General features: G+C 59.1%; 23 protein-coding genes. 4 read left to right on the forward strand and 19 right to left on the reverse strand.

Translation table 11 applies throughout. From position 1 onward, the window contains the following. The first annotated feature begins 39 nt into the window (after positions 1 to 39). Positions 40 to 360: a thioredoxin gene (trxA, locus tag EDE09_RS13725; RefSeq protein WP_132411036.1), complete on the forward strand. Its 321-nt coding sequence runs from the start codon at positions 40 to 42 to the stop codon at positions 358 to 360. A 78-nt stretch (positions 361 to 438) separates the two neighbouring features. Here trxA and EDE09_RS13730 read toward each other — a convergent pair whose 3' ends face one another. The 9 genes from EDE09_RS13730 to EDE09_RS13770 form a co-directional block, all read right to left on the reverse strand. Beyond that, the gene (locus EDE09_RS13730; RefSeq protein WP_132411038.1) at positions 439 to 1,791 is read right to left on the reverse strand and encodes a folylpolyglutamate synthase/dihydrofolate synthase family protein; all 1,353 of its coding nucleotides are present in this window, start codon (positions 1,789 to 1,791) and stop codon (positions 439 to 441) included. A gap of 32 nt (positions 1,792 to 1,823) precedes the next feature. Continuing rightward, entirely contained in the window at positions 1,824 to 2,720 is an 897-nt protein-coding gene (gene accD / locus EDE09_RS13735; protein ID WP_105372222.1) for an acetyl-CoA carboxylase, carboxyltransferase subunit beta, read from the reverse strand. 41 nt (positions 2,721 to 2,761) lie between these two features. Next, positions 2,762 to 3,601: a tryptophan synthase subunit alpha gene (gene trpA, locus EDE09_RS13740; protein ID WP_132411040.1), complete on the reverse strand. Its 840-nt coding sequence runs from the start codon at positions 3,599 to 3,601 to the stop codon at positions 2,762 to 2,764. Position 3,602: 1 nt separating this feature from the next. Continuing rightward, positions 3,603 to 4,823: a tryptophan synthase subunit beta gene (gene trpB / locus EDE09_RS13745; RefSeq protein WP_132411042.1), complete on the reverse strand. Its 1,221-nt coding sequence runs from the start codon at positions 4,821 to 4,823 to the stop codon at positions 3,603 to 3,605. 10 nt (positions 4,824 to 4,833) lie between these two features. Then, on the reverse strand, positions 4,834 to 5,490 hold the full coding sequence (locus tag EDE09_RS13750; protein ID WP_132411206.1) for a phosphoribosylanthranilate isomerase: 657 nt from the start codon (positions 5,488 to 5,490) through the stop codon (positions 4,834 to 4,836). Positions 5,491 to 6,051: 561 nt separating this feature from the next. Continuing rightward, a complete protein-coding gene (locus EDE09_RS13755; protein ID WP_112796065.1) occupies positions 6,052 to 6,813 on the reverse strand; it encodes a M48 family metallopeptidase in 762 nt (253 codons plus the stop codon). 87 nt (positions 6,814 to 6,900) lie between these two features. Further along, on the reverse strand, positions 6,901 to 7,323 hold the full coding sequence (locus tag EDE09_RS13760) for a DUF2852 domain-containing protein (RefSeq protein ID WP_132411044.1): 423 nt from the start codon (positions 7,321 to 7,323) through the stop codon (positions 6,901 to 6,903). A gap of 147 nt (positions 7,324 to 7,470) precedes the next feature. Then, positions 7,471 to 8,754, reverse strand: a complete 1,284-nt coding sequence (locus EDE09_RS13765) for a polyhydroxyalkanoate depolymerase (RefSeq protein WP_132411208.1) — start codon at positions 8,752 to 8,754, stop codon at positions 7,471 to 7,473. 261 nt (positions 8,755 to 9,015) lie between these two features. Continuing rightward, entirely contained in the window at positions 9,016 to 9,858 is an 843-nt protein-coding gene (locus EDE09_RS13770; RefSeq protein WP_132411046.1) for a fumarylacetoacetate hydrolase family protein, read from the reverse strand. Between the two features lie 157 nt (positions 9,859 to 10,015). Between EDE09_RS13770 and EDE09_RS13775 the strand changes: the two genes are divergently transcribed. Then, positions 10,016 to 10,615 carry a nitroreductase family protein gene (locus tag EDE09_RS13775; RefSeq protein WP_132411048.1) on the forward strand — a complete coding sequence of 200 codons (600 nt, stop codon included), beginning with the start codon at positions 10,016 to 10,018 and terminating at the stop codon, positions 10,613 to 10,615. A 143-nt stretch (positions 10,616 to 10,758) separates the two neighbouring features. Here EDE09_RS13775 and gyrB read toward each other — a convergent pair whose 3' ends face one another. The 5 genes from gyrB to EDE09_RS13800 form a co-directional block, all read right to left on the reverse strand. Then, complete coding sequence (gene gyrB, locus EDE09_RS13780; RefSeq protein WP_105372214.1) at positions 10,759 to 13,194, reverse strand: DNA topoisomerase (ATP-hydrolyzing) subunit B; 2,436 nt, start codon at positions 13,192 to 13,194, stop codon at positions 10,759 to 10,761. Between the two features lie 139 nt (positions 13,195 to 13,333). Further along, complete coding sequence (locus EDE09_RS13785) at positions 13,334 to 13,699, reverse strand: helix-turn-helix transcriptional regulator (protein WP_112796052.1); 366 nt, start codon at positions 13,697 to 13,699, stop codon at positions 13,334 to 13,336. After that, complete coding sequence (locus EDE09_RS13790) at positions 13,696 to 14,268, reverse strand: Smr/MutS family protein (RefSeq protein ID WP_132411050.1); 573 nt, start codon at positions 14,266 to 14,268, stop codon at positions 13,696 to 13,698. The genes EDE09_RS13785 and EDE09_RS13790 overlap by 4 nt, the downstream gene beginning before the upstream one ends. After that, complete coding sequence (locus tag EDE09_RS13795) at positions 14,265 to 15,383, reverse strand: murein transglycosylase A (RefSeq protein WP_132411052.1); 1,119 nt, start codon at positions 15,381 to 15,383, stop codon at positions 14,265 to 14,267. Before EDE09_RS13795 ends, EDE09_RS13790 begins: the two co-directional genes overlap by 4 nt. Beyond that, entirely contained in the window at positions 15,380 to 16,078 is a 699-nt protein-coding gene (locus EDE09_RS13800; RefSeq protein ID WP_105372273.1) for a Tim44/TimA family putative adaptor protein, read from the reverse strand. The genes EDE09_RS13795 and EDE09_RS13800 overlap by 4 nt, the downstream gene beginning before the upstream one ends. A gap of 124 nt (positions 16,079 to 16,202) precedes the next feature. Here EDE09_RS13800 and EDE09_RS13805 point away from each other — a divergent pair, with 124 nt between their 5' ends. Both EDE09_RS13805 and secB read left to right on the forward strand, forming a co-directional pair. Then, the gene (locus EDE09_RS13805; protein ID WP_132411054.1) at positions 16,203 to 16,724 is read left to right on the forward strand and encodes an FxsA family protein; all 522 of its coding nucleotides are present in this window, start codon (positions 16,203 to 16,205) and stop codon (positions 16,722 to 16,724) included. A gap of 85 nt (positions 16,725 to 16,809) precedes the next feature. After that, positions 16,810 to 17,286 (forward strand): protein-export chaperone SecB, encoded by a 477-nt coding sequence (gene secB / locus EDE09_RS13810; RefSeq protein WP_105372209.1) that lies wholly within the window; start codon positions 16,810 to 16,812, stop codon positions 17,284 to 17,286. A 48-nt stretch (positions 17,287 to 17,334) separates the two neighbouring features. Here secB and dnaQ read toward each other — a convergent pair whose 3' ends face one another. The 5 genes from dnaQ to EDE09_RS13835 are packed head-to-tail and all read right to left on the reverse strand — an operon-like array spanning position 17,335 to position 20,931. Then, a complete protein-coding gene (gene dnaQ, locus EDE09_RS13815; protein WP_105372208.1) occupies positions 17,335 to 18,039 on the reverse strand; it encodes a DNA polymerase III subunit epsilon in 705 nt (234 codons plus the stop codon). Further along, on the reverse strand, positions 18,032 to 18,634 hold the full coding sequence (coaE, locus tag EDE09_RS13820; protein ID WP_132411056.1) for a dephospho-CoA kinase: 603 nt from the start codon (positions 18,632 to 18,634) through the stop codon (positions 18,032 to 18,034). Before coaE ends, dnaQ begins: the two co-directional genes overlap by 8 nt. Continuing rightward, a complete protein-coding gene (locus EDE09_RS13825) occupies positions 18,631 to 19,491 on the reverse strand; it encodes a shikimate dehydrogenase (protein WP_132411058.1) in 861 nt (286 codons plus the stop codon). The genes coaE and EDE09_RS13825 overlap by 4 nt, the downstream gene beginning before the upstream one ends. Beyond that, complete coding sequence (locus tag EDE09_RS13830; protein ID WP_132411060.1) at positions 19,484 to 20,077, reverse strand: Maf-like protein; 594 nt, start codon at positions 20,075 to 20,077, stop codon at positions 19,484 to 19,486. The genes EDE09_RS13825 and EDE09_RS13830 overlap by 8 nt, the downstream gene beginning before the upstream one ends. A 32-nt stretch (positions 20,078 to 20,109) precedes the next feature. Next, positions 20,110 to 20,931, reverse strand: a complete 822-nt coding sequence (locus EDE09_RS13835; protein ID WP_132411062.1) for a pyruvate, water dikinase regulatory protein — start codon at positions 20,929 to 20,931, stop codon at positions 20,110 to 20,112. Between the last annotated feature and the right edge of the window lie 108 nt (positions 20,932 to 21,039).

The following is a 21,039-nucleotide window of genomic DNA, read 5'->3' on the forward strand; positions in this document are numbered from 1 at the left end:
TCACATTTACACCAACAGAGAATCGTGAAGGAGAGCCCTATGGCTACCGTGAAAGTCGATAACAGCAATTTCCAGTCCGAAGTCCTGAATTCGGCCGAGCCGGTGGTCGTGGACTTCTGGGCTGAATGGTGCGGTCCCTGCAAAATGATCGCTCCGAGCCTCGAAGAAATTGCCACCGAGCTGGCAGGCAAGGTGAAGGTCGCCAAGCTGAACATCGACGAGAACCCGGAACTGGCAGCCCAGTTCGGCGTACGCTCGATCCCGACGCTCGCGATGTTCAAGGACGGTGAAGTGGCCGACATCAAGGTCGGGGCCGCTCCGAAGACTGCCCTTTCGGCTTGGATCTCCGGCGCCGCTTAAGCCTTTTTACGCAGCATGACCTCGAAAAACCCGGTTGTCCCCTGCAGCCGGGTTTTTTGCTGTTTCCGAAAAGGACCCTTATTTCGGTGGAGTGCCGTTGTCGGCAAGCACGTTGCCGGCGAAATAAAGCGATCCGCCGATAAGGATACGGGGCGGCGGGGCTCCGGGTAGCTGCCTTTCCGTAATTTCCCGCAAGGCTTCCTCCGTCGAGCCCGCCGGTTCCGCGACCAGCCCTGCATCGAAGGCGGCATGGGCCAGGACCACGGGATCGAGTGCCGACTCACTGCCCCTGATGCGGACGGTGAAGACATGTTCGGCAATGTCTGCGAACGCCCGGAAATATCCGACAGGATCCTTGGTATTGATCATCCCGGCGATGATATAGAGCGGCCGAGGCTGGCGCTCCTCGAAGGCGGCCATAGCTTCGGCAACCACCTCGCCGGCACCGGGATTGTGTCCGCCGTCCAGCCAGATTTCCGCGCCTTCCGGCGCATGACCCAGAAGCTTGCCTTCGGTAATCCGCTGCAACCGGGCCGGCCACTCGACCGTTGCCATCGCCTTTTCCATCATGGCTTCGGTCACCGGAAAGCCTGCCGCCTTGACGGCTCGGATCGCCGCTGCGGCATTGGCATATTGGTGCCGACCGGGAAGTCTCGGCAGCGGCAGATCCGCAAGGCCAAATTCGTCCTGGTAAATCAGGCGGCCGAATTCCTCGTGGGCGGAAAAATCCTGACCGTAGACAGACATCGGACAGCCCAGCCGCTCCGCGGTGGAAACCAGTGTATCCTGGGCTGCCTCAAATTCCTGGTGCCCTATGACGACCGGCCGGCCGCGCTTCATGATGCCCGCCTTTTCCGCAGCGATCAGTTCCACACGATCGCCAAGATAGGCCTGATGATCCAGCGAGATCGGCATGATGACGGAGACGGCCGGATCGGAAATGACATTGGTGGCATCGAAACGGCCGCCCAGGCCGACTTCGAGGATGACCGCATCGGCCGGCTGCTCGGAGAAGAGCAGAAAGGTAGCCGCCGTCAGAATTTCAAAGACCGTAATGGTCTGGCCGTCGTTTGCGGCAGCGATACGTCGCAGCACATCCGCTAACATGGCATCATCGACCAGCTGGCCTCGCCCACCCGTGACGCCGATCCGGTAACGTTCGTGCCAATTCACGAGATGTGGGGAAGTATGAACATGCGTTGCATAGCCGCCCGCCTCGAGCAGCGCCCGGCAGAAAGCCGTCGCCGACCCCTTTCCATTGGTGCCTGCAACGTGGATGACCGGCGGCAATTTCTTATGCGGATTACCGAGAACTTCGAGAAGCCGTGTGATCCGATCAAGCGAAAGGTCGAAACCCTTCGGATGAAGGGCCATCAGCTTGTCGATTTCCTGTTCAGCCGCGCTGACAACGGGCTCGTTCATCGTGCTCATCCCGCCGCTCCGGCTCTCGACACGTCAATCGGTCAGGCGCTGGCCGCAACCGGTGCTGCAATCGCCTGCTGGATCGGCTGCTTCGTCAGCATTTTCAGGATTCTTGCCAGCGTCGACGGGATGTCGTGACGCTTTACGACCATATCGACCATGCCGTGTTCAAGCAGATATTCCGAAGTCTGGAAACCTTCCGGCAGCTTCTCGCGCAGCGTCTGCTCGATCACCCGCTTGCCGGCAAAACCGATCTCAGCACCCGGCTCGGCAATGTGGACGTCGCCCAGCATTGCATAGGAAGCGGTGACGCCGCCGGTCGTTGGATTGGTCAGCACGACGACATAGGGCAGGCCCGCTTCCTTCAGCATGTTGACGGCAACGGTGGTGCGCGGAAGCTGCATCAGCGACAGGATGCCCTCCTGCATGCGCGCCCCGCCGGAAGCCGGGAAGATGACCAGCGGGCACTTTTCGGAAACCGCCCGTTCGCAGGCCCTGACGATCGCCTCGCCGGCTGCCATGCCGAGCGAACCGCCGATGAAATTAAACTCGTGAACGACGGCGACGAGCTTCAGACCCTGCACCTGCCCGACGCCGGCCAGGATGGTATCCTCCTGCTCAGTCTTTACCCGGCTGTCCTTGAGGCGATCGGCGTAACGTTTGGAATCGCGGAACTTCAACGGGTCCTGAGCGACCTTCGGCTGCGGCAGCGATTCGAAGTGGCCGCCGTCGAACAGATCCTTCAGTCGCGCCTTGGCCGGCATCTTCATGTGATAGCCGGATGCGGGGATGACCCACTTGTTCTCTTCCAGATCCTTGTGGAAGACCATTTCGCCGGTTTCCGGGCATTTGATCCAGAGGTTTTCCGGAACGTCCCGGTTCGGGCGGCCAAGCATGGAATTGATACGTGGCCGGACATAATTGGTGATCCAGTTCACTTGGGCGTACTCCCGTTGGAATCTTGCCTAATGTGGGTAAACTATTCGGCGGCAACAAGGCGGGCGGCGCGTACGCCGGTCGCCAGGCCGCGAACCAGGGTCGAAACAGCTGCGACTGTATCCGGACCTGCCGCACCGTCCTTCGTCAGGCTGCCCGCAATCTGCGCGACGATTGCCGAGCCGACCACAACGCCATCGGCCGCAGCGCCAATCGCCTTGGCGTGATCGGCCGTCTTCACGCCGAAGCCGACGCAGACGGGCAGCTTTGTGTGGCCCTTGATGCGCTTGACGGCGCCCGAAACCAGCGACGGGTCCGGCAGAGCCGAACCGGTGATGCCGTTCATCGAGACGTAATAAACAAAACCGGACGTGTTCTTGAGGACGGCCGGCAGACGCTTGTCATCGGTGGTAGGTGTTGCGAGTCGGATGAAGTTGATGCCCTTGGCAAGAGCCGGGATACAAAGTTCATCGTCCATTTCCGGGGGCAGATCGACGACGATCAGGCCGTCTATCCCGGCCGAGATTGCGTCATCGAGAAACTTGTCGACGCCGTAGACATAGATGGGATTGTAGTAGCCCATCATCACAATCGGCGTCTCGTTGTCCCCTTCGCGGAATTTCCGCGCCAGTTCCAACGTCTTTGAAAGGGTCTGGCCGCCTTTGAGCGCCCGCTGACCCGCCATCTGGATTGCTGGCCCATCGGCCATCGGATCCGAGAACGGCATGCCGAGTTCTATGACGTCCGCACCGGCCTCCGGCAAAGCCTTCATGATGTTCAGCGACGTTTCGAAATCCGGATCGCCGCCCATGAAATAGGTGATCAGAGCGGGACGGCCCTCGGCTTTCAGCGCCGCGAAACGGTTGTCCATACGAGCTGTCATGTCAGAGTTCCATTCCGAGAATCTTGCCGACGGTGAAGATATCCTTGTCGCCCCGGCCGGAGAGGTTCATCAGGATGATCTCTTCCTTGCCCATTTTCGGCGCGCGCTTGATGACTTCTGCGAGGGCGTGGCTCGGCTCCAGTGCCGGAATGATGCCTTCAAGTCGAGTGAGAACCTGGAATGCGTCCAGAGCTTCCTGGTCCATGATCGGCACATATTCCACCCGGCCGATGGAATGCAGCCAGCTGTGCTCAGGGCCGATGCCCGGATAATCGAGGCCCGCCGAAATCGAATGGCCTTCGAGGATCTGCCCGTCTTCATTCTGCAGCAGATAGGTGCGATTGCCATGCAACACGCCCGGCGTGCCGGCGGTGATGGAAGCGCAATGTTCTTCGCCCTGAAGCCCGCGGCCGCCTGCTTCGACGCCGACGATCTTTACATCCTGGTCGTCCAGGAAGGGATGGAAGATGCCGATTGCGTTGGAGCCGCCGCCCACCGCGGCGATGACGACATCAGGAAGCCTGCCTTCCGCTTCCAGGATCTGCTCCCGGGCTTCAGTGCCGATGACAGACTGGAAGTCGCGGACCATTTCCGGGTAAGGATGCGGGCCGGCAGCCGTGCCGATCAGATAATAGGTGTCATCGACATTGGTGACCCAGTCGCGCAACGCCTCGTTCATGGCGTCCTTCAGCGTGCCGTTCCCGGCTGTCACCGGCTTTACTTCCGCACCAAGGAGCTTCATGCGGAACACATTGGGGGCCTGACGCTCGACGTCGGTGGCGCCCATGTACACGACGCAGGGGAAACCGAAACGGGCGGCGACGGTGGCTGAGGCCACGCCGTGCTGACCGGCACCGGTTTCTGCGATGATACGGGTCTTACCCATGCGCTTGGCAAGCAGGATCTGCCCGATGCAGTTGTTGATCTTGTGCGAACCGGTGTGGTTGAGCTCTTCGCGCTTGAAATAGATCTTCGCTCCGCCGAGATGGGCCGTCAGGCGCTCGGCGAAATAAAGCGGGCTTGGACGGCCGATATAGTGAGCGCCGAGATCCGCCAGCTCCTTCTGGAAGACAGGATCGGTCTTCGCCTTCTCCCATTCGCCCTGCAGATCCAGGATCAGCGGCATCAGCGTTTCGGCGACGAAGCGTCCGCCGAAAATGCCGAAACGGCCGTCCTCGTCAGGGCCGGAACGAAACGAATTGGGTTGTGGCGTCTGGTTCACTCTCAACTCCTTAGGCGATCTTCTGCCGCGCTGCTGCGATAGCATCGAAGACCGCATCGATCATGCCAAGGTCCTTGACGCCCGGCGCACTTTCCACACCGGACGACATATCGATACCGGTTGCGCGGGTAGACGCGAGCGCGGCAGCGACATTATCCTTGTTCAATCCCCCGGAAAGCATGTAATCCACGCTTTCGTCAAGCGAAGCCATCACACTCCAGTCAAAGGAAACGCCGTTGCCGCCCGGAAGTTCGGATCCCGCCGGGGCCTTGGCATCGAACAGGAAACGGTCGGCGACGCCGATATAAGCGTCGATGCGGTCGAGATCGCCGGCCTCCCTGACCGAAAAAACCTTCATGACCGGCAGGCCGTAGAGCGCCTTCAAGTGCAGGACGCGTTCCGGGCTTTCGTTGCCGTGCAGCTGCAGGATATCCGGACGGAGCAGTGAAACGATGTCGTCCAGCTCCTCGTCGTCGGCATTCACCGTGACGGCGACGATCTTCACGCGCCCCCGGACACGGTCCGCCATCTCGCCAGCAACCTCCGGCGCAATATTACGCGGGCTTTTGGGAAAAAAGATAAAACCGATATGCGTGGCGCCCCGCGCCACGGCGCGATCGACAGCCTCTGGGGTCTTCAATCCGCAGATCTTGATATCAGGTTTCATGAGGTGCGGGAGTGACACGAAATCTTGCCGAAGTCGAGGCAAATCGTGCCAAGACGGATTGGCCCCTTGGCGATCTTCGGGTCTTGCGGGGCTCGCCCGGGAGGACGAGCGTTTGTTCTTTCGTCATCCTCGGCCTTGAGGCGAGGATCGGCCGGGACACGTCGTGTGCCTCGTATAAATTAGTTTAGGTGACACGCAACGTGTCCCGTTCGGTGTGTTTTTTCCGCGCAACTCCGGTTCCTCTGCGGCGACCCGTTTGTCGATGATGTTTATCAGGGCCGGTTTGTGTGCGACACACGCACGCCCCGCCGGTTCCGGCGAGAGGGGAACCATTTTCTGCGCAGCCCCTGACGATCCGCTTGCATAAGGGCGGTTCGCCAGATCACCGGTCCCGCCTCGCCGGTTATGCGGGCCGGTGTAGCCGAAGCGGGATGGGCAAATTCTAGGCGAGCCCCATGGGACGGGGATGGGATTTTTGTTAAGCTATTGAAAAATCCGGCACCAGGAGCCGTATTTTGCCCCTCTCCCGCTGAGATAAAGAGAAGATGTGGCCCGTGGCGATCAATCAAAATCGATTGCATGGAGCTGCGACCCATGCTGCTTCAGCCATTTGCGGGCCTCTTCCATCCGCGGGCAGAGCTCCTTGCAGAGCGCCCAGAACTTCGGACCGTGGTTCATCTCCTTCAGATGCGCCACCTCATGGGCCGCGAGATAGTCGATGACGAGAGACGGGGCCATGACGATGCGCCAGGAAAAACTCAGGTTTCCATCCCAGGAGCAGGAGCCCCAGCGGCTGCGGGTATCCTTCATGGTGATCGACCGAACCGGCTTGCGGATCGCGGCAGCATGGCGAGCAACAAGAACCTCCAGATCCTTGCGCGCCTCCTTCTTGAAAAAGGCCGAAAGCCGTCGGCCTATGTGACCCTCAAGTCCGCTCACCTTCAATACCGGTTGACCGTCCAGTACCAGAGCCTCGGTTATCCCTCTCAGGGAGCCAGTATGCTCGATGCGGTGAGACACGCCACGAAATGGAACGCAGCCGCCCGGGCGAATGGGGTTTTCGGTGGAAAATTTCGCAAGCCGCGTCAGCAGCCATCCCTGATGACGGTCAAGAAAATCCTCGATCTCGTGCCGCCGCAACCCAAGTGGTACCGTGAGATTGAGCGCCCGACCGCCCGGCTCGATCCGGAGCGTGATGCGGGTGGCCCGACGATTTTCCCTGATCGTCAGCGGCATTGCGCGATCGCCGACATCCAGGGTGCGCTTCACCGTTTCGAGGGGTCTCGATTTTGTGCGGGGGGGCTTTTTCAGAAGCGCGAACATTCTTTCTTTCTAACCGATTCCCTTCCCTAAAAAAGCCGGCGTTTTCGACGCCGGCTCCATTCTGTTTCACGTGAATCCAAGCAGGAGTTACAGGTCGACGACCGGGTTCTCACCGGAAGGCCGATTCTTGCGCTCGCGCATGAAGCGGTCGAACTCGTCCTGGTCCTTGGCTCGGCGAAGCTCGCGGACGTAGGAATCGAATTCCTCGCGCATCTCGTCCAGCTTACGGCGCTCTTCTTCGAGGCGGTCGAGCTCAGCCTTGCGCCAATCGTCGAACGCGACGTTGCCCGTCGAAAAATGCGTGTTGTAACGAGACTTCGCCCGGCGGCAGCCGGCGAACATGCGATCGGCGCGATCGTTTGCGTCGCGCTTGAAGCAGCGAAGCCTGTCTCCGAAGAGGATATAGGCAAGCATGGCGAGGCCCAACGGCCAGAAGACCACAAAACCGAGCACCATGAGAGCGATGGTGGCCGGCGTCCACTCCGGACGAATCAATGCTGACTGGTTCATAGGTCACACCCTAAGGTTTTCAGCGGGTGGCCGCATGCCAGCCCGACTGAATTCGATTTGGTGAGCGTATGACCCCCCTTCAAGAAGGGGAATCATTAAATTCAAGAAGATGCTGAAATATATGCCGGAAATCGGAACGAGGCGGTCTCAGCCGGCCTTGCCGCCCTTGATGATCCGTTTGAACGGCGTCGTCCTGGATGGTGTGCGGGCGTGCTTTTGGGTGAACGCGACGATCCGGGGCGCGATCTCGCGACGGAACCGCGACCCGTTGAACACGCCGTAGTGACCGACATCCGGCTGCATGTAATGCTGGCGCATGTCCTCCGGGATGTTCGCGCAGATGGTCTGTGCCGCCTGCGTCTGGCCGAGACCGGAGATATCGTCGTTTTCTCCCTCGATCGTCAGCAGCGCCACATTGCGGATGGCCGACGTATCGACGGGGATGCGGCGATGCATCATCTCGCCCTTCGGCAGCGAATGCTTGATGAAGACCGTGTCGACCGTCTGAAGATAAAATTCTTCGGTGAGATCCATAACGGCCAGATATTCGTCATAGAAATCCCGATGCTTTTCAGCCGACTCGCCGTCGTTCTTGACAAGGTGTTCATAAAATTCCTTGTGCGCGACGAGGTGCCGGTCAAGGTTCATCGACATGAAGCCGGAAAGCTGAAGGAAGCCTGGATAGACACGGCGCATGAACCCCGGCTGCGGCCACGGCACGTTCATGATGACGTTTTCGCGGAACCATTCGAGCGGCTTCTGCTGCGCGAGATCGTTGACAGCCGTCGGATTGATGCGGGTGTCGATCGGCCCGCCCATCAAGGTCATCGAAGCGGGGATCATCGAATCCTGCTGGGACTCCATGACGGCCACCGCCGCCAGGACCGGCACCGAGGGCTGACACACCCCGATCACATGCGTACCAGGCCCGATGACATGCAACATCTCGATGATGTAATCGATATAGTCGTCCAGATCGAACCGTCCCTCGGACAAGGGCACCATCCGGGCGTCGATCCAGTCGGTAATATAGACATCGGCATGGGGGAGAAGCGCTTCGACAGTACCCCGCAGAAGCGTGGCATAGTGGCCGGACATCGGCGCAACCACCAGAATCTTTTGATCCTGCCCCCTGCCGCCCGCCACGTGGCGTTTGAAATGCAGAAGATTGCAAAAAGGCTTTGCCCAGACGACCTCCTCGGTCACCGCAACAGGCTTTCCGTCAATCGTGGTTTCGGCGTGTCCGAAAACCGGCTTACCGTAACGACGGGTGACCCGCTCGAAAACTTCCAAACCTGCCGCAACGGTGCGGGCCACGGTGGTCTGCGAGAAGGGGTTGAGGGGATTGGCATAGAAAAAGCGCATGGCATCCGCAGCGGCGCGGAAGGGCGCCATGACGGCGTGGTTCATCTCATAGAGCTGATAGAACATCGAGGTGCCACCTTTCTTGATTTCCGACAGGGTATTCGGCAGGGGCATCGAACCAATCGGTTCGTTATTTATGGGGGAACAGGCTAGCACTTTTCTATTGCAATGCAACATCTGGGAGAGAACCGGCTGGACATGCCTGAGGGCGGAACGAGCGGAACACAAATCATCTGTGCTCTCTAGAATGGCACGCAAGCCTTAAGGTTCCGTGATGGCCGGGCAGATACGGACTCCCACAAGCAAGGATGAGAGTCCGTCAATCACTTATACATCGGCGACAAAGGTCTGGCGCTGGCTGCCAAGGCCTTCGATGCCAAGCTCGACGACGTCTCCGGCCTTTAGGAACCGCGGAGGCTTCATGCCGAGGCCGACGCCCGGAGGCGTTCCTGTAGAAATGATGTCGCCCGGATGCAGCGACATGAACTGGCTGAGATAGGAAACGAGATAGCCGACGCCATAGACCATGGTTCTGGAAGAACCGTTCTGCATGGTTTCGCCATTGACCTTCAGCCACATGCCGAGGTTCTGCGGATCCGCGATCTCGTCCTTGGTGACGAGCCAGGGGCCGACAGGGCCGAAGGTGTCGCAGGACTTACCCTTTGTCCACTGGCCAGCGCGCTCCGTCTGGAACGCGCGTTCGGAAACGTCGTGGCTGACGCAATAACCGGCGACGTAATCCATGGCATCGGCTTCGGAGACGTATTTGGCGGTCTTCCCGATCACGACGCCGAGCTCGACTTCCCAGTCGGTCTTTTCCGAACCCCGCGGAATGAGGACGTCGTCATTCGGTCCGCAGATCGCGGAAGTCGCCTTCATGAAGATGACCGGCTCCGGCGGAACGGTCGCACCCGTTTCGGCGGCATGATCGGAATAATTGAGGCCGATGCAGATGAACTTGCCGGTGCCGGCGACGCAGGCGCCGATGCGGGTCGGCTGAAGCTCGGGCAGACTTTCCGGATCGATCGCCGCAATCTTAGCAAGTCCCTCCGGCGATATCGCCGAACCCGCTATATCGGCCACGTGGCCGGAAAGATCGCGAATCTTACCATTGCTATCGACCACGGCCGGCTTCTCCTGGCCCGGCTCACCAACGCGCATCAGTTTCAAGGAATCTCTCCTCCGGTTGTCAGACAAGGCGCGTTTATGGATCAAGAGCCCCTGCTTGTCACGTCCGTTTCAGGGGGAAAGTGACCTGTTGCCCTCGGCGGGCTGTCGACTATGTAGATGTCTGTGATTTTTTTTGCCAACCCGCCAAGGGAAGTTCATGACCAGCAGCAATTCCCGACAATCCGAGTTTCCCATCGATGCCTTTTTCCTGGATCGGTGGTCGCCGCGGGCCTTCACGGAGGAGACGATCAGCCAGGAGACGATGCTGACGATCCTAGATGCCGCCCACTGGGCACCGTCCTCCGGCAACAACCAGCCGTGGCGATTCATCTATGCACTTCGCGGAACTGCTTCGTTCCCCATTCTGGTGGACATCCTTGTCCCCGGCAACCAGCGCTGGGCAAAGAATGCCGCCGCACTCGTGTTCGTCGTCTCGAAAACCTATCGGGTTTCCAAAGACGGCGAACGAAAGCCCGCCTATACCCATTCCTACGATACCGGCGCTGCCTGGTTTTCCGTCATCTGCCAGACGATGAAGCTTGGTTATCACGCTCACGGCATGGAAGGTTTCGACAAGGAAAGGGCGATCGAGGCGCTCGGCATTCCGGAAGGCTATCGAGTGGAGGCGGCGGCGGCGATCGGCCGGATTGCCGATCGGAGCACGCTTCCTGACGATCTTGCCGAGCGGGAATTCCCGAGCAAGCGGAAGCCCGTTTCCGAAATTGCCTTCGAAGGCAGGTTCGCCGGGGAGCCATGAGGCTTGGCACCGAGATTTAAGAATTGTTTCACGTGAATCCCTATCCACAGGAAAGATTCACGTGAAACATTTTTTACTCTGGACATAGAAAAAGCGGCGGGCATTGCGACCCGCCGCTTTTATTGTCGTCCGGTGCCGGAACGTCAGATGTCGAGGTTGGCGACGCTTAGCGCGTTCTCCTGGATGAATTCGCGGCGCGGCTCGACTTCGTCGCCCATCAAACGCGAGAAGAGACCGTCGGCGTCCGTCGCATCATTGACCTTCACCTGCAGCAGAGAACGGACGTTCGGATCGAGCGTCGTTTCCCAAAGCTGCTCGGCATTCATTTCACCGAGTCCCTTGTAACGCTGCATGGAGAGGCCCTTGCGACCGGAAGCGAAGATCGAATCCAGAAGTGCACGCGGACCCGGAATCTCCTGCGCCCCTTCCTTGCGGCTGAGCACCGGCGGCGTGCGGTAGATTTCCTGCAGGCGCGCCGTCATCTGATCGATATGGCGGGCATCCGCCGAGCCAATCAGGGCAACATCGACGACCGCGACCTCCTTGACGCCGCGCACCATGCGCTCAAAGCGCAAGCCGCCTTCCGTCGTCACATGGCCGGACCAGCCCCGCTCCGTTTCTTCGGCGATCATGTCCAGCCGCCGGGCCACTTCATCTGCCGTCTGCCGGGCGCGTTCGGGATTATCCGTCAGTTCCGGGTTCAACGCGCCGGCGATCGCCGCCTGCTCGATGATCGAACGGCTGTAACGGGAGTGCAGCCCTTCGACCAGGGAGCGAAGGCGAAGGGCATCCTGAATCACTTCACGCAGATCCTGACCGGCCCTTACCTCTCCCGAGCCGAGCGTCAAGGTCGCGTCCTCCAGACCCATGCCGATGAGATATTCCTCAAGCGCCTTCTCGTCCTTCAGATACTGGACCGATTTGCCGCGCGTCACCTTATAAAGCGGCGGCTGGGCGATATAGATATGCCCACGTTCGATCAGATCCGGCATCTGCCGGAAGAAGAAGGTGAGCAGAAGCGTTCTGATATGAGCGCCGTCGACGTCGGCGTCCGTCATGATGATGATCTTGTGGTAACGCAGCTTGTCGACGTTGAATTCGTCCTTGCCGATCGACGTGCCGAGCGCCGTGATCAGCGTACCGATTTCCTGGCTCGACAGCATTTTGTCGAAACGCGCGCGCTCCACATTCAAGATCTTGCCGCGCAGGGGCAGGATCGCTTGGTTTTCGCGCGAACGGCCCTGCTTTGCCGAACCGCCCGCCGAGTCACCTTCCACGAGGAAAAGTTCGGACTTTGCCGGATCACGTTCGGAGCAATCGGCGAGCTTGCCCGGCAACGAGGCAATGTCGAGAACACCCTTGCGACGGGTGAGTTCGCGCGCCTTGCGAGCCGCCTCGCGGGCGACGGCGGCTTCGACGACCTTGCCGACCAAGATCTTTGCTTCGGTCGGATGTTCCTCGAACCAAGTGCTAAGAGCCTCGTTAACGAGGCTTTCGACCACTGGCCGGACTTCCGAGGAAACAAGCTTGTCTTTCGTTTGCGACGAAAACTTAGGATCCGGGACCTTGACGGAAAGCACCGCGGTCAAGCCCTCACGGCAGTCTTCCCCCTGCAGTGTGACCTTTTCTTTTTTGGTGATACCGGAGGTGTCGGCGTAAGACGTGACCTGGCGGGTCAGCGCGCCGCGGAAACCCGCCATATGGGTGCCCCCATCGCGCTGCGGAATGTTGTTGGTGAAGCAGAGCACGTTCTCGTGGTAGCTGTCGTTCCACCACATCGCGACTTCGACGGTGATGCCGTCCTTCTCGCCCTTGATGGCGACAGGCTTTTCGACCAGCGGTTTCTTAGCGCGGTCGAGATAACGGACGAAGGCTTCCAAACCGCCGTCATAGAGCATCTCTTCTTCACGGATATCCGGCTTGCGCTTGTCCGTTAGCCGGATTCTCACGCCCGAATTCAAGAATGCCAACTCGCGAAGACGATGCTCGAGGGTATTGTAATCGTATTCCGTCATGGTGAAGGTCTGCGGGCTTGCGAGGAAGGTAACCTCAGTGCCGGAGCGGCCTTCATACTCCCCGATAACCTTCAGCGGCGCATCGGCGACTCCATGCGTGAAGGAGATCTCGTGGACCTTGCCGTTGCGCCGGATGCGCAGTTTCAGCCAGACCGACAGAGCATTGACGACGGAAACACCAACCCCGTGCAGACCGCCGGAAACCTTGTAGGAGTTCTGGTCGAATTTCCCGCCGGCATGGAGCTGCGTCATGATGACTTCCGCAGCCGACACACCCTCGCCGGTGTGGATGTCGGTCGGAATGCCGCGACCGTTGTCCGTCACGGTGACCGAGCCGTCAGGGTTCAGCGCCACGGTCACCAGATCGGCATGGCCGGCCAGGGCTTCGTCGATCGCGTTGTCTACGACTTCATACACCATGTGATGCAGGCCGGAGCCATCGTCTGTATCGCCGATATACATGCCGGGACGCTTGCGGACAGCATCGAGGCCCTTCAGGACCTTGATCGAATCGGCACCATATTCGGCACTCGCGTCATTCTCGCTGACGGGTGTATCGGTCATCAATTTTCTTCCAATCGTTTGAGATGCTGGCCATGCGAATCACCAGCTATTCCACCCCCGAAATATAGGCAAACCGGGGCGGTTTCTAAAGGTTGGTCCGTGGGAACACGGCATGAAAGCCGTGGATGGGCGCCGAAAGTCAATCCAGAGGAGGGTTTTTCTTCAACAGCATGTCCATTTCTTCTATCACGTCCGGGGCCAAAGTGCGAATCCGTTGCGCAAGGCGGTTGGCAAAGGCGGTGTAGGACGCCGGCATGCCCGACGTGTCCAGAACCACCTTCGGATGAGAGTCCGCTGCGAGCCCGAACAGTTCTTCTGCCTCATCCCAGATGATATTAAAATACCCGGCAATTCTCTGCAGGAGCTCGAAGGTCGGCTTGCCGCGCCGCCCGTGTTCAAGCGCAGAAAGATAAGCTGGCGTAACGCCGATCGCTTCGGCCAGCATCCGCTGGGTGATACCCCTTCGGCGGCGTAGTTCACGAAGCGCCTGACCGAAGGGCGTCATTCGCGCTCTTCCCCATGAGCCCGGCTGCGGGCAAGACGGACATACATCGCACCTTCCCCGCCGTGATGGCGCGCGGCCCACTCGTACGACGATATCAGAAACCGGAATTCGGCCTTTGAAAACCAGAGGGGCACGGCGCGGCGCAAAGCACCTTCACTACCCATCGAGCTGCCTTTTCCGGTGATAACCAGCACATGACGAAGACCCCGCTCATAAGCCCGAAGCAGGAAATCGAGCAGCAGGTCATGGGCTTCGTCCTGGAAAAGGCCATGAAGATCAAGCCGCGCCTCGATCGGGAGCCGTCCCTTGGCGAGCTTCTTCTTGACCGGCTTTTCGAGCGGATGATGATGACCGACGGAGCGTTTCGGCTTCTTTGCGGTTTCGGCCACCGGGCTTCCCGGCAAAGGCATGGCTTTCGGTCGGACAGGTTGTTCCGCCATTAGTTTGGCCGCTTCCTGCTCTTCAAACTCGAGGATTTCCTTCATCCGGCCCGGCAAGGCACGCGCAGACTTAGCCACCTTGCCCCAAAGGATTCGCTCTTCCGGATCGAGTTTGCGGCCACCCTTCATCCGCCGAACCTGTCCGCCAGATGCCTTGGCAGGAGAATATAAAAATCGGCTTCGTTGCGAACCGTCCCCGCCAACTCGCCCGCCTCGAACCCGGAGCCGGTAAAAATGTCGCCGCGCGAAGGGCCGACGATTGCGGAGCCGGTGTCGAGAGCCAACATCAGGCGGCTAAAGGGCTTGCCACCATCCAGATGGGTCAGCGTCTCGGAGCGTATGAAGAAGGGAAAACCGAAGGTGTGTATCTGCCGGTCGACCGCCAGCGATCGGCCGGCGATCAGCGGCACCTTAGCCGCCGCCACCGGTCCTAACGACGGATCGGAAACATCCGCCTCCCGAAAGAAGATGTAGGAGCGATTGTGCCACAGGACCTCATCGACCTTAGCCGGATTCCGTTCAAGCCAACTTCGGATGCTCTGCATCGAAACCGTAGCCGGGTCGATTTCTCCCCGGTCGATCAGAAGCTTTCCGATCGGTGAAAACGGATGGCCCGCCTTTGCGGCATATGTGATGCGCCTCACTCTTCCATCGGGATATCTCAGGCGCGCCGCTCCCTGCACATGCGCGAAAAAGACATCCACCTTCGATCTGGCAAAAGCGATCTCGAGGCCTCGCCCCGCGAGAAAACCACGGTCTATCTCGCCGCGGTCCGGATAAGCGACAATCCCGGTTCCGGATTGACGTCCAAACATGTAGCCGGAGTCCATTTCCGCCGGCCGGTTGGAGTCATCAAGATCGATCAGATCCGGAGGGCGGTAGTAGAAAGGATAGCGCCATGTCCCGTCGGATGTCTCGGAGACTTCCACTTCCGGCTCGTAAAAGGCCGTTACGAAACCCCGCCGCCCGTCTTGCCGGGCGATCTGAAACGGGATGCAATGGGCTTCAAAAAAAGCACGCGCCGACGCCGCATTGGAAGGGCTCTCGCTCGCCTTTTCAAGAAGGACCGTCAGATCCCCGGCCGTCAGGCCAAGCGAGCCGGTACGATATGGCTTGACCTTGAGGACATCCTCAAGACAGGACCTCATTCCGGGAAAAAGCGCACGGGGGTCCTCGTCCTCCCATCCCGGCAGATCCGTGAAGGCAACCCGCCGCAGCGCAAACCCAGCAGAACCGCCTGTCATTGCTCGGATTCGGTAGCGACCAGCTTCCAATTCGGGTCGCGGGAGCGGATGTCGCGGGCAAAAGTCCAGATATCGGTCACCTCGGCCACGGTTTCCTGGTCACCATCAATCAAGGTACCCGCCTTGTCGTAGGTAGCGGAGATCAGCTGGCTGATGATACGGACCGTAATCTGCGTTTCGGAATCCTTGATGACGGCGTGGGTTATGTCCGATTTGTCGATGCCGACAAATGTGGATTTTACCACTTCCCCCCTCGCCTCGCGTTCGGAGATCGCTGCATCGAAACCTTCATAGACTTCCTTCGAGAGCAGACCTTTAAGGGTCTTACGGTCGCTATCGGCAAACGCCATCACGATCATCTCATAGGCCATGCGCGCACCATTGAGGAAATCGCGCGGGCGGAAGGACGGATCCGCCCTCAAAATCTCCCGAAGGGAGGCATTGAGCGGCGTGTCAGGCTTGGCAACGGCATCAATGTCCAGATAACGCTGCTCGTCATCGGGAGCATCGCGGCGCGGCAAGGTCACAACCTTGCTGTCGTCTCCGCCCGGATTCTTCGCCACATCCCGCGGGCTGTAAGGATCGAACGGCGGTTTCTCGTTTCCCGTCCGCCGGCCGAGCACACTGCGCAGCTGAAGGAAGATCAGCACAGCGGCGACGAGGAAAAAGAGTGTTATAAAGTCGTTGGAACCCATATTGACCCGCAATGCCGTTTAAATCGTTGGTACAGCTTCTCATATAGTCCGCATCCGCCCATCATTCAAATAGCGAAGGCGTCAGTATCGACACGCGCGGGGCGAGATTAAAACAGGGAACATCATGCGTTTCTTTCTGCTGCCAATTCTTCTTCTGTGGCCATTGGCCGAAATTGCGGGTTTTGTCCTCGTCGGCCGAGCACTCGGACTGTGGGCGACACTAGGCCTCGTGGTCGGCACGGCGATCCTCGGCGCCATCCTGCTTCGCAGCCAGGGCATGCAGATCCTGAAACAGATCTCGGCCGAAAGCCGCGACGGCCGGATGCCCGGACGCACCTTGGTCGACGGTGCGATGATCGTCGTAGCTGGTATCCTGCTTTTGCTGCCGGGCTTCCTGACTGATCTTATCGGGCTCGCGCTCTTCATCCCCTTCGTGCGCAGCTTTCTGTGGTCCCTGGTCGGCAGGCGCATCGTCGTGATCCGCACACGCACGACCAGCCACTACGAGGGTAGCCGAACTAGACCGGCCGGCCAGAAACCAGGCCCAGTCGTCGATCTCGACGAGGAAGATTTTCATCGAGACGACAATTCTGCGAATTCCGGTTCGACCTCCCCTTGGGCCGGACCCAAAAGTCGGGAACCTTGAACGGGCCTGGAAGTTTGCCAGGGTTGTAAGGCATATTCCGAAATGTTAGAGGGCCTCAACGTTCCAGAGCCTCGAGGAAGTCCCAATGGCAGACGAAAACAACCAGGCCGCCCAGCCGTCCATCAACATTCTGGCGCAATATACCAAGGATCTCTCGTTCGAGAATCCCGGCGCGCCACGTTCGCTGCAGGCCCGCGACAAGGCTCCCGGCATTACGATCAATGTCAATGTCAATGCCAATCCGCTTTCGGAGGCCGATTTCGATGTAGTGCTGACGCTGAACGCCGAAGCCAAGGATGGCGACAAGGTGGTTTTTGCGGCGGAGCTCGTGTACGGCGGCGTCTTCCGCATTACCGGCTTTCCTCAGGAACATATGCTGCCGCTTCTCTTCATCGAGTGCCCGCGGCTGCTTTTCCCCTTCGCCCGCCAGATCGTCGCCGACGTCACGCGTAACGGCGGCTTCCCGCCGCTGATGATCGATCCGATCGATTTCGCCCAGATGTTCACCCAACGTATGGCTGAAGAGCAGGCTCGCTCGAAGGTCCAGGCCCTGAACAGTTGATTCAAGCGTCATATCATCAAAAAGAAACCGGGCTAAAACCCGGTTTTTTTATTCGGCAGGCTTGTATTTGAGCCAGAGTGCCTTGTCTTTGAGCGAGGCCACCATTGCGGCATGCGCCTCGACCTCTGCTTCCGTCAATCTGTTCGGCAAAGGCCGTGGCCGGCCGACAGCAGTCACTACGATTTCGTCCACCTCGATGACGGTCGTTGACCGCTCGGTACCCATCAGGCCGAGGGCAGCCTGACGCCCGCCCGTCATCTCGATATAGACTTCCGCCAGAAGCTCGGAGTCGAGGAGGGCGCCGTGCTTGGTACGATGGGCGTTGTCAATGCCGTAGCGGCGGCAAAGCGCATCGAGCGAGTTCGGACCCATCGGATGCTTGCGGCGAGCCAGTGCGAGCGTATCGACTACACGGTCGGTCTGCACCGGGGGCAGTCCTATCCTTTCGAATTCTGCGTTGATGAAGCCGATATCGAAGTTGGCATTGTGGGCAATCCATTTGGCACCGTCGAAAAATTCGACGATCTGATGGGCAATATCTGCAAAACCTGGCTTGTCCTTCAGGAACTCATCGGTGATGCCATGCACCGCCAATGCATCCGGATGAACCTTGCGGTCGCCAGGATTGATGTAAAGATGCAGCGTCTTGCCTGTCGGAAAATTGTTGATCAGCTCGATGCCGCCGATTTCGATCACGCGATCGAATCGGGTCTCGAGGCCGGTGGTTTCCGTATCGAAGATAATCTCACGCATGCTCGCTCATCTTTCCGGATCTTAAAGAGGCGATTATTTCCCGCACCCTTGCTTTCGCGCTCTGGAGACCGAGGCCGGTGTCGATCAGAAAATCGGCTTTTTCTCGTTTCTCTGAATCAGGCAGCTGGCGGGAGAGAATCATCGCCAATTTTTCCTCGGTCATGCCGGGGCGCGCAAGTACCCTCGCCCGCTGGATCTGTGGATCACAGGTGACAACCACTACCACATCCACCCGATCTGCACCTTTCACCTCAAAAAGCAGCGGAATATCTAGGACAACAATATCCGTCTTCGACTGCCGATGCCGCTCGAGAAAGGCGATTTCACGCTGGCGGACCAGCGGATGGACGATCGCTTCGAGGATCTGGAATTTTTCTGGTGCGGCAGAAAGCTGGCGCGACAGCTCCTGTCGATCGACAGCGCCGTCCCTGACGCTACCTGGAAAAGCAATACCGATGGGTGCCACGGCATCGCCGCGGTAAAGGTCGTGCACAACGGCATCGGAATCATTCACCGGCACACCCTCCTCCGCAAACATTTTTGCGGTCGTGGACTTGCCCATGCCAATGGAGCCGGTGAGGCCGACGACAATCATCCGTGTCTTTCCATATCGGCAATCACTATATCCCGAAGCGCCGCATCGACAGTCGGCCGGCGGCCGAACCACTTCTCGAATCCCGGCACCGCCTGATGCAGAAGCATTCCAAGGCCATCGACAATCGGGAACCCCTGCTCTTCTGCCTGAGCCAGCAAAGGGGTCTTCAGTGGTATGTAAACGATGTCTGTCACCACGGCACCGCTACGGAGAGGGGAAAAATTCACGTCAGGTGCCGGACTGCCGTCCATACCAAGCGAGGTGGTGTTGACGAACAATCCTGCGCCCGTCATCACCTCGTTCAGGGCTTCCATTGGATGAGCATGTACCTTGGCGCCGAAGCGGTCTGCGAGCTCTTTTGCTCGGGGCAATGTGCGATTGACCACATGAATCTCGCCAATGCCGCGGTCACGGATCGCCTGAATGACCGCCCTGCTCGCTCCGCCCGCGCCGAAGATCACCGCCCGATCGGCTCGGTCCCAGCCAGGGTGACGGTCATCGAGATTTGCGGTGAAGCCGTAACCATCTGTGTTCGTCGCATGGAGGATTCCGTCCTCCATCCACAGCGTGTTGGATGCTCCGAGTTCTTCGGCCAGTTCATCCGGCCTGTCTGCGAGTTTAAAAGCAAGTTCCTTATGCGGAATGGTGACATTGCCGCCGCGATAACCGGAACTGCCATCCCTCAAAGAGCGGATAAAAGCTGGGAAGTCCGCTTCCGTCACCGCCTCCGCCCGATAGGAGCCGGCGATGCCGAATTGCTTCAGCCAGTAATTGTGGATCATCGGCGAGCGGGAATGCTTGACCGGCCAGCCGGTGACGAAGGCGTTAACCAAGAATGTTTCACGTGAATCAGCCATCGATTGCAGCAAGCTCCCGCAGCTTATCGAGGAGCGGCAACATCGGCAGACCCAGGATGGTGAAATAGTCGCCTTCAATCTCAGAGAAAAGTTGAATTCCCTCGCCTTCCAGCTGATAGGCCCCGACGCTGGAAAATGCCTTTTCGCCCACCCGCGCCAGATATCGGTCAACAAAGGCTTCCGTCAGCGGGCGCACCGTCAGGTTGGCGTGGGAGACGTGCTCCCACAAGACGCCGTGATCCCTGACAATGGCGATGGCGCTGTTCAGCCGGTGGGTCTTGCCCGACAGCGACAGAAGGTTCTCCTTCGCTTCGCCAAGCGATTTCGGTTTGTGAAAAACACGATTGCCGAGCGACATGGTCTGGTCCGACCCGATCACCAGCGCACCCGAATGCCGCTGACTGACCTCCAGGGCCTTTGCTCTCGCAAGAGTGAGTGCGACCTTATCAGGACTTGCTCCTTCCAGGCTGGCTTCAATCTTCCGCTCGTCGATATCCGCCGCCTGACTTTCAAAGGTCAAGCCGGCATTTTCCATAAGCATTCGGCGAAAAGGGCTGGAGGAGGCAAGTACGAGAGGCGACGTCACGAATATCTCCCAGAAACCGCAGGCGGTTTCGCTTAACGCAGCTTCGGGCGCAGCGCAACGATCGCCGCCGCCGTCTCTTCGATGGATCTTCGCGTTACGTCGATGATCGGCCAGTTATGACGCGCGCAAAGTGCTCGCGCATATTTCAGTTCCTCGTTGATGCTGGCCCGGTCGGTATAATGGTGTCGGTCGAAACCCTGCGTGGCGCCCAGATCACGGTTCTCGCGCACCTGACTGATCCGATCCGTCGTCGCTATCAAACCGACAATCAGGGGCCGGGCGGCACGATAGAGGCTTTCCGGCAGGTCCACGCCTTGAACGATCGGGATATTGGCAGTCTTGATGCCGCGATTAGCGAGGTAGATGCTGGTCGGCGTCTTCGAGGTGCGGCTGATCCCGATCAACACCACGTCTGCTTCATCATAACTCTCCGGCATCTGGCCGTCATCATGATCCATCGTGAAGTTGAGGGCTTCGATGCGTTTGAAATAATCGGCATTCAGAGCGTGCTGGGCACCGACGCGACGGCGCGACGGCGCACCCAGATAAGCCTGGAAGGTGATCATGACCGGTTCCAGGACATTCACTGAGGGCAGTCCCATGTCCCGGCACCGTTCATCGATCAATCCGGCCAGCTCGTGATCGACAATCGTATAGAGCACGATACCCGGTTCCTGGTCGACGGCTTCGAGCACCGCCAGCAGCTGCTTGCGGTTGCGAATCAGCGGGTAGACATGTTCGACTGCAAGCGAGGACTGAAATTGGGCGGCGGCCGCGCGGCCCGCGGAGATGAGAGTCTCTCCGGTTGAGTCAGATATCAGATGCAGATGGAAGAAATTTTTTCGGTTCTCCACGCTAATCTTTACCCTTTGTTGACAACCCGGGAGAGACGATCGACTCGGCCGGGCCAAAGCTCCGGGCTTGGGAAAACCTCCGAGTTTTCCACATTCGCTGGTTCTGCG

This window comes from Neorhizobium sp. S3-V5DH, from assembly GCF_004343065.1.
GTDB classification, from domain to species: Bacteria; Pseudomonadota; Alphaproteobacteria; order Rhizobiales; family Rhizobiaceae; genus Neorhizobium; species Neorhizobium huautlense.

Bases quoted from the DNA above. Each gene is read 5' to 3' on its own strand.
- trxA (WP_132411036.1), top strand. From the start codon at position 40: ATGGCTACCGTGAAAGTCGATAACAGCAATTTCCAGTCCGAAGTCCTG.
- EDE09_RS13730 (WP_132411038.1), bottom strand. From the start codon at position 1,791: ATGAGCACGATGAACGAGCCCGTTGTCAGCGCGGCTGAACAGGAAATC.
- trpA (WP_132411040.1), bottom strand. From the start codon at position 3,601: ATGACAGCTCGTATGGACAACCGTTTCGCGGCGCTGAAAGCCGAGGGC.
- EDE09_RS13750 (WP_132411206.1), bottom strand. From the start codon at position 5,490: ATGAAACCTGATATCAAGATCTGCGGATTGAAGACCCCAGAGGCTGTC.
- EDE09_RS13755 (WP_112796065.1), bottom strand. From the start codon at position 6,813: ATGTTCGCGCTTCTGAAAAAGCCCCCCCGCACAAAATCGAGACCCCTC.
- EDE09_RS13760 (WP_132411044.1), bottom strand. From the start codon at position 7,323: ATGAACCAGTCAGCATTGATTCGTCCGGAGTGGACGCCGGCCACCATC.
- EDE09_RS13765 (WP_132411208.1), bottom strand. From the start codon at position 8,754: ATGTTCTATCAGCTCTATGAGATGAACCACGCCGTCATGGCGCCCTTC.
- EDE09_RS13775 (WP_132411048.1), top strand. From the start codon at position 10,016: ATGACCAGCAGCAATTCCCGACAATCCGAGTTTCCCATCGATGCCTTT.
- gyrB (WP_105372214.1), bottom strand. From the start codon at position 13,194: ATGACCGATACACCCGTCAGCGAGAATGACGCGAGTGCCGAATATGGT.
- EDE09_RS13785 (WP_112796052.1), bottom strand. From the start codon at position 13,699: ATGACGCCCTTCGGTCAGGCGCTTCGTGAACTACGCCGCCGAAGGGGT.
- EDE09_RS13790 (WP_132411050.1), bottom strand. From the start codon at position 14,268: ATGAAGGGTGGCCGCAAACTCGATCCGGAAGAGCGAATCCTTTGGGGC.
- EDE09_RS13795 (WP_132411052.1), bottom strand. From the start codon at position 15,383: ATGACAGGCGGTTCTGCTGGGTTTGCGCTGCGGCGGGTTGCCTTCACG.
- EDE09_RS13800 (WP_105372273.1), bottom strand. From the start codon at position 16,078: ATGGGTTCCAACGACTTTATAACACTCTTTTTCCTCGTCGCCGCTGTG.
- EDE09_RS13805 (WP_132411054.1), top strand. From the start codon at position 16,203: ATGCGTTTCTTTCTGCTGCCAATTCTTCTTCTGTGGCCATTGGCCGAA.
- secB (WP_105372209.1), top strand. From the start codon at position 16,810: ATGGCAGACGAAAACAACCAGGCCGCCCAGCCGTCCATCAACATTCTG.
- dnaQ (WP_105372208.1), bottom strand. From the start codon at position 18,039: ATGCGTGAGATTATCTTCGATACGGAAACCACCGGCCTCGAGACCCGA.
- coaE (WP_132411056.1), bottom strand. From the start codon at position 18,634: ATGATTGTCGTCGGCCTCACCGGCTCCATTGGCATGGGCAAGTCCACG.
- EDE09_RS13825 (WP_132411058.1), bottom strand. From the start codon at position 19,491: ATGGCTGATTCACGTGAAACATTCTTGGTTAACGCCTTCGTCACCGGC.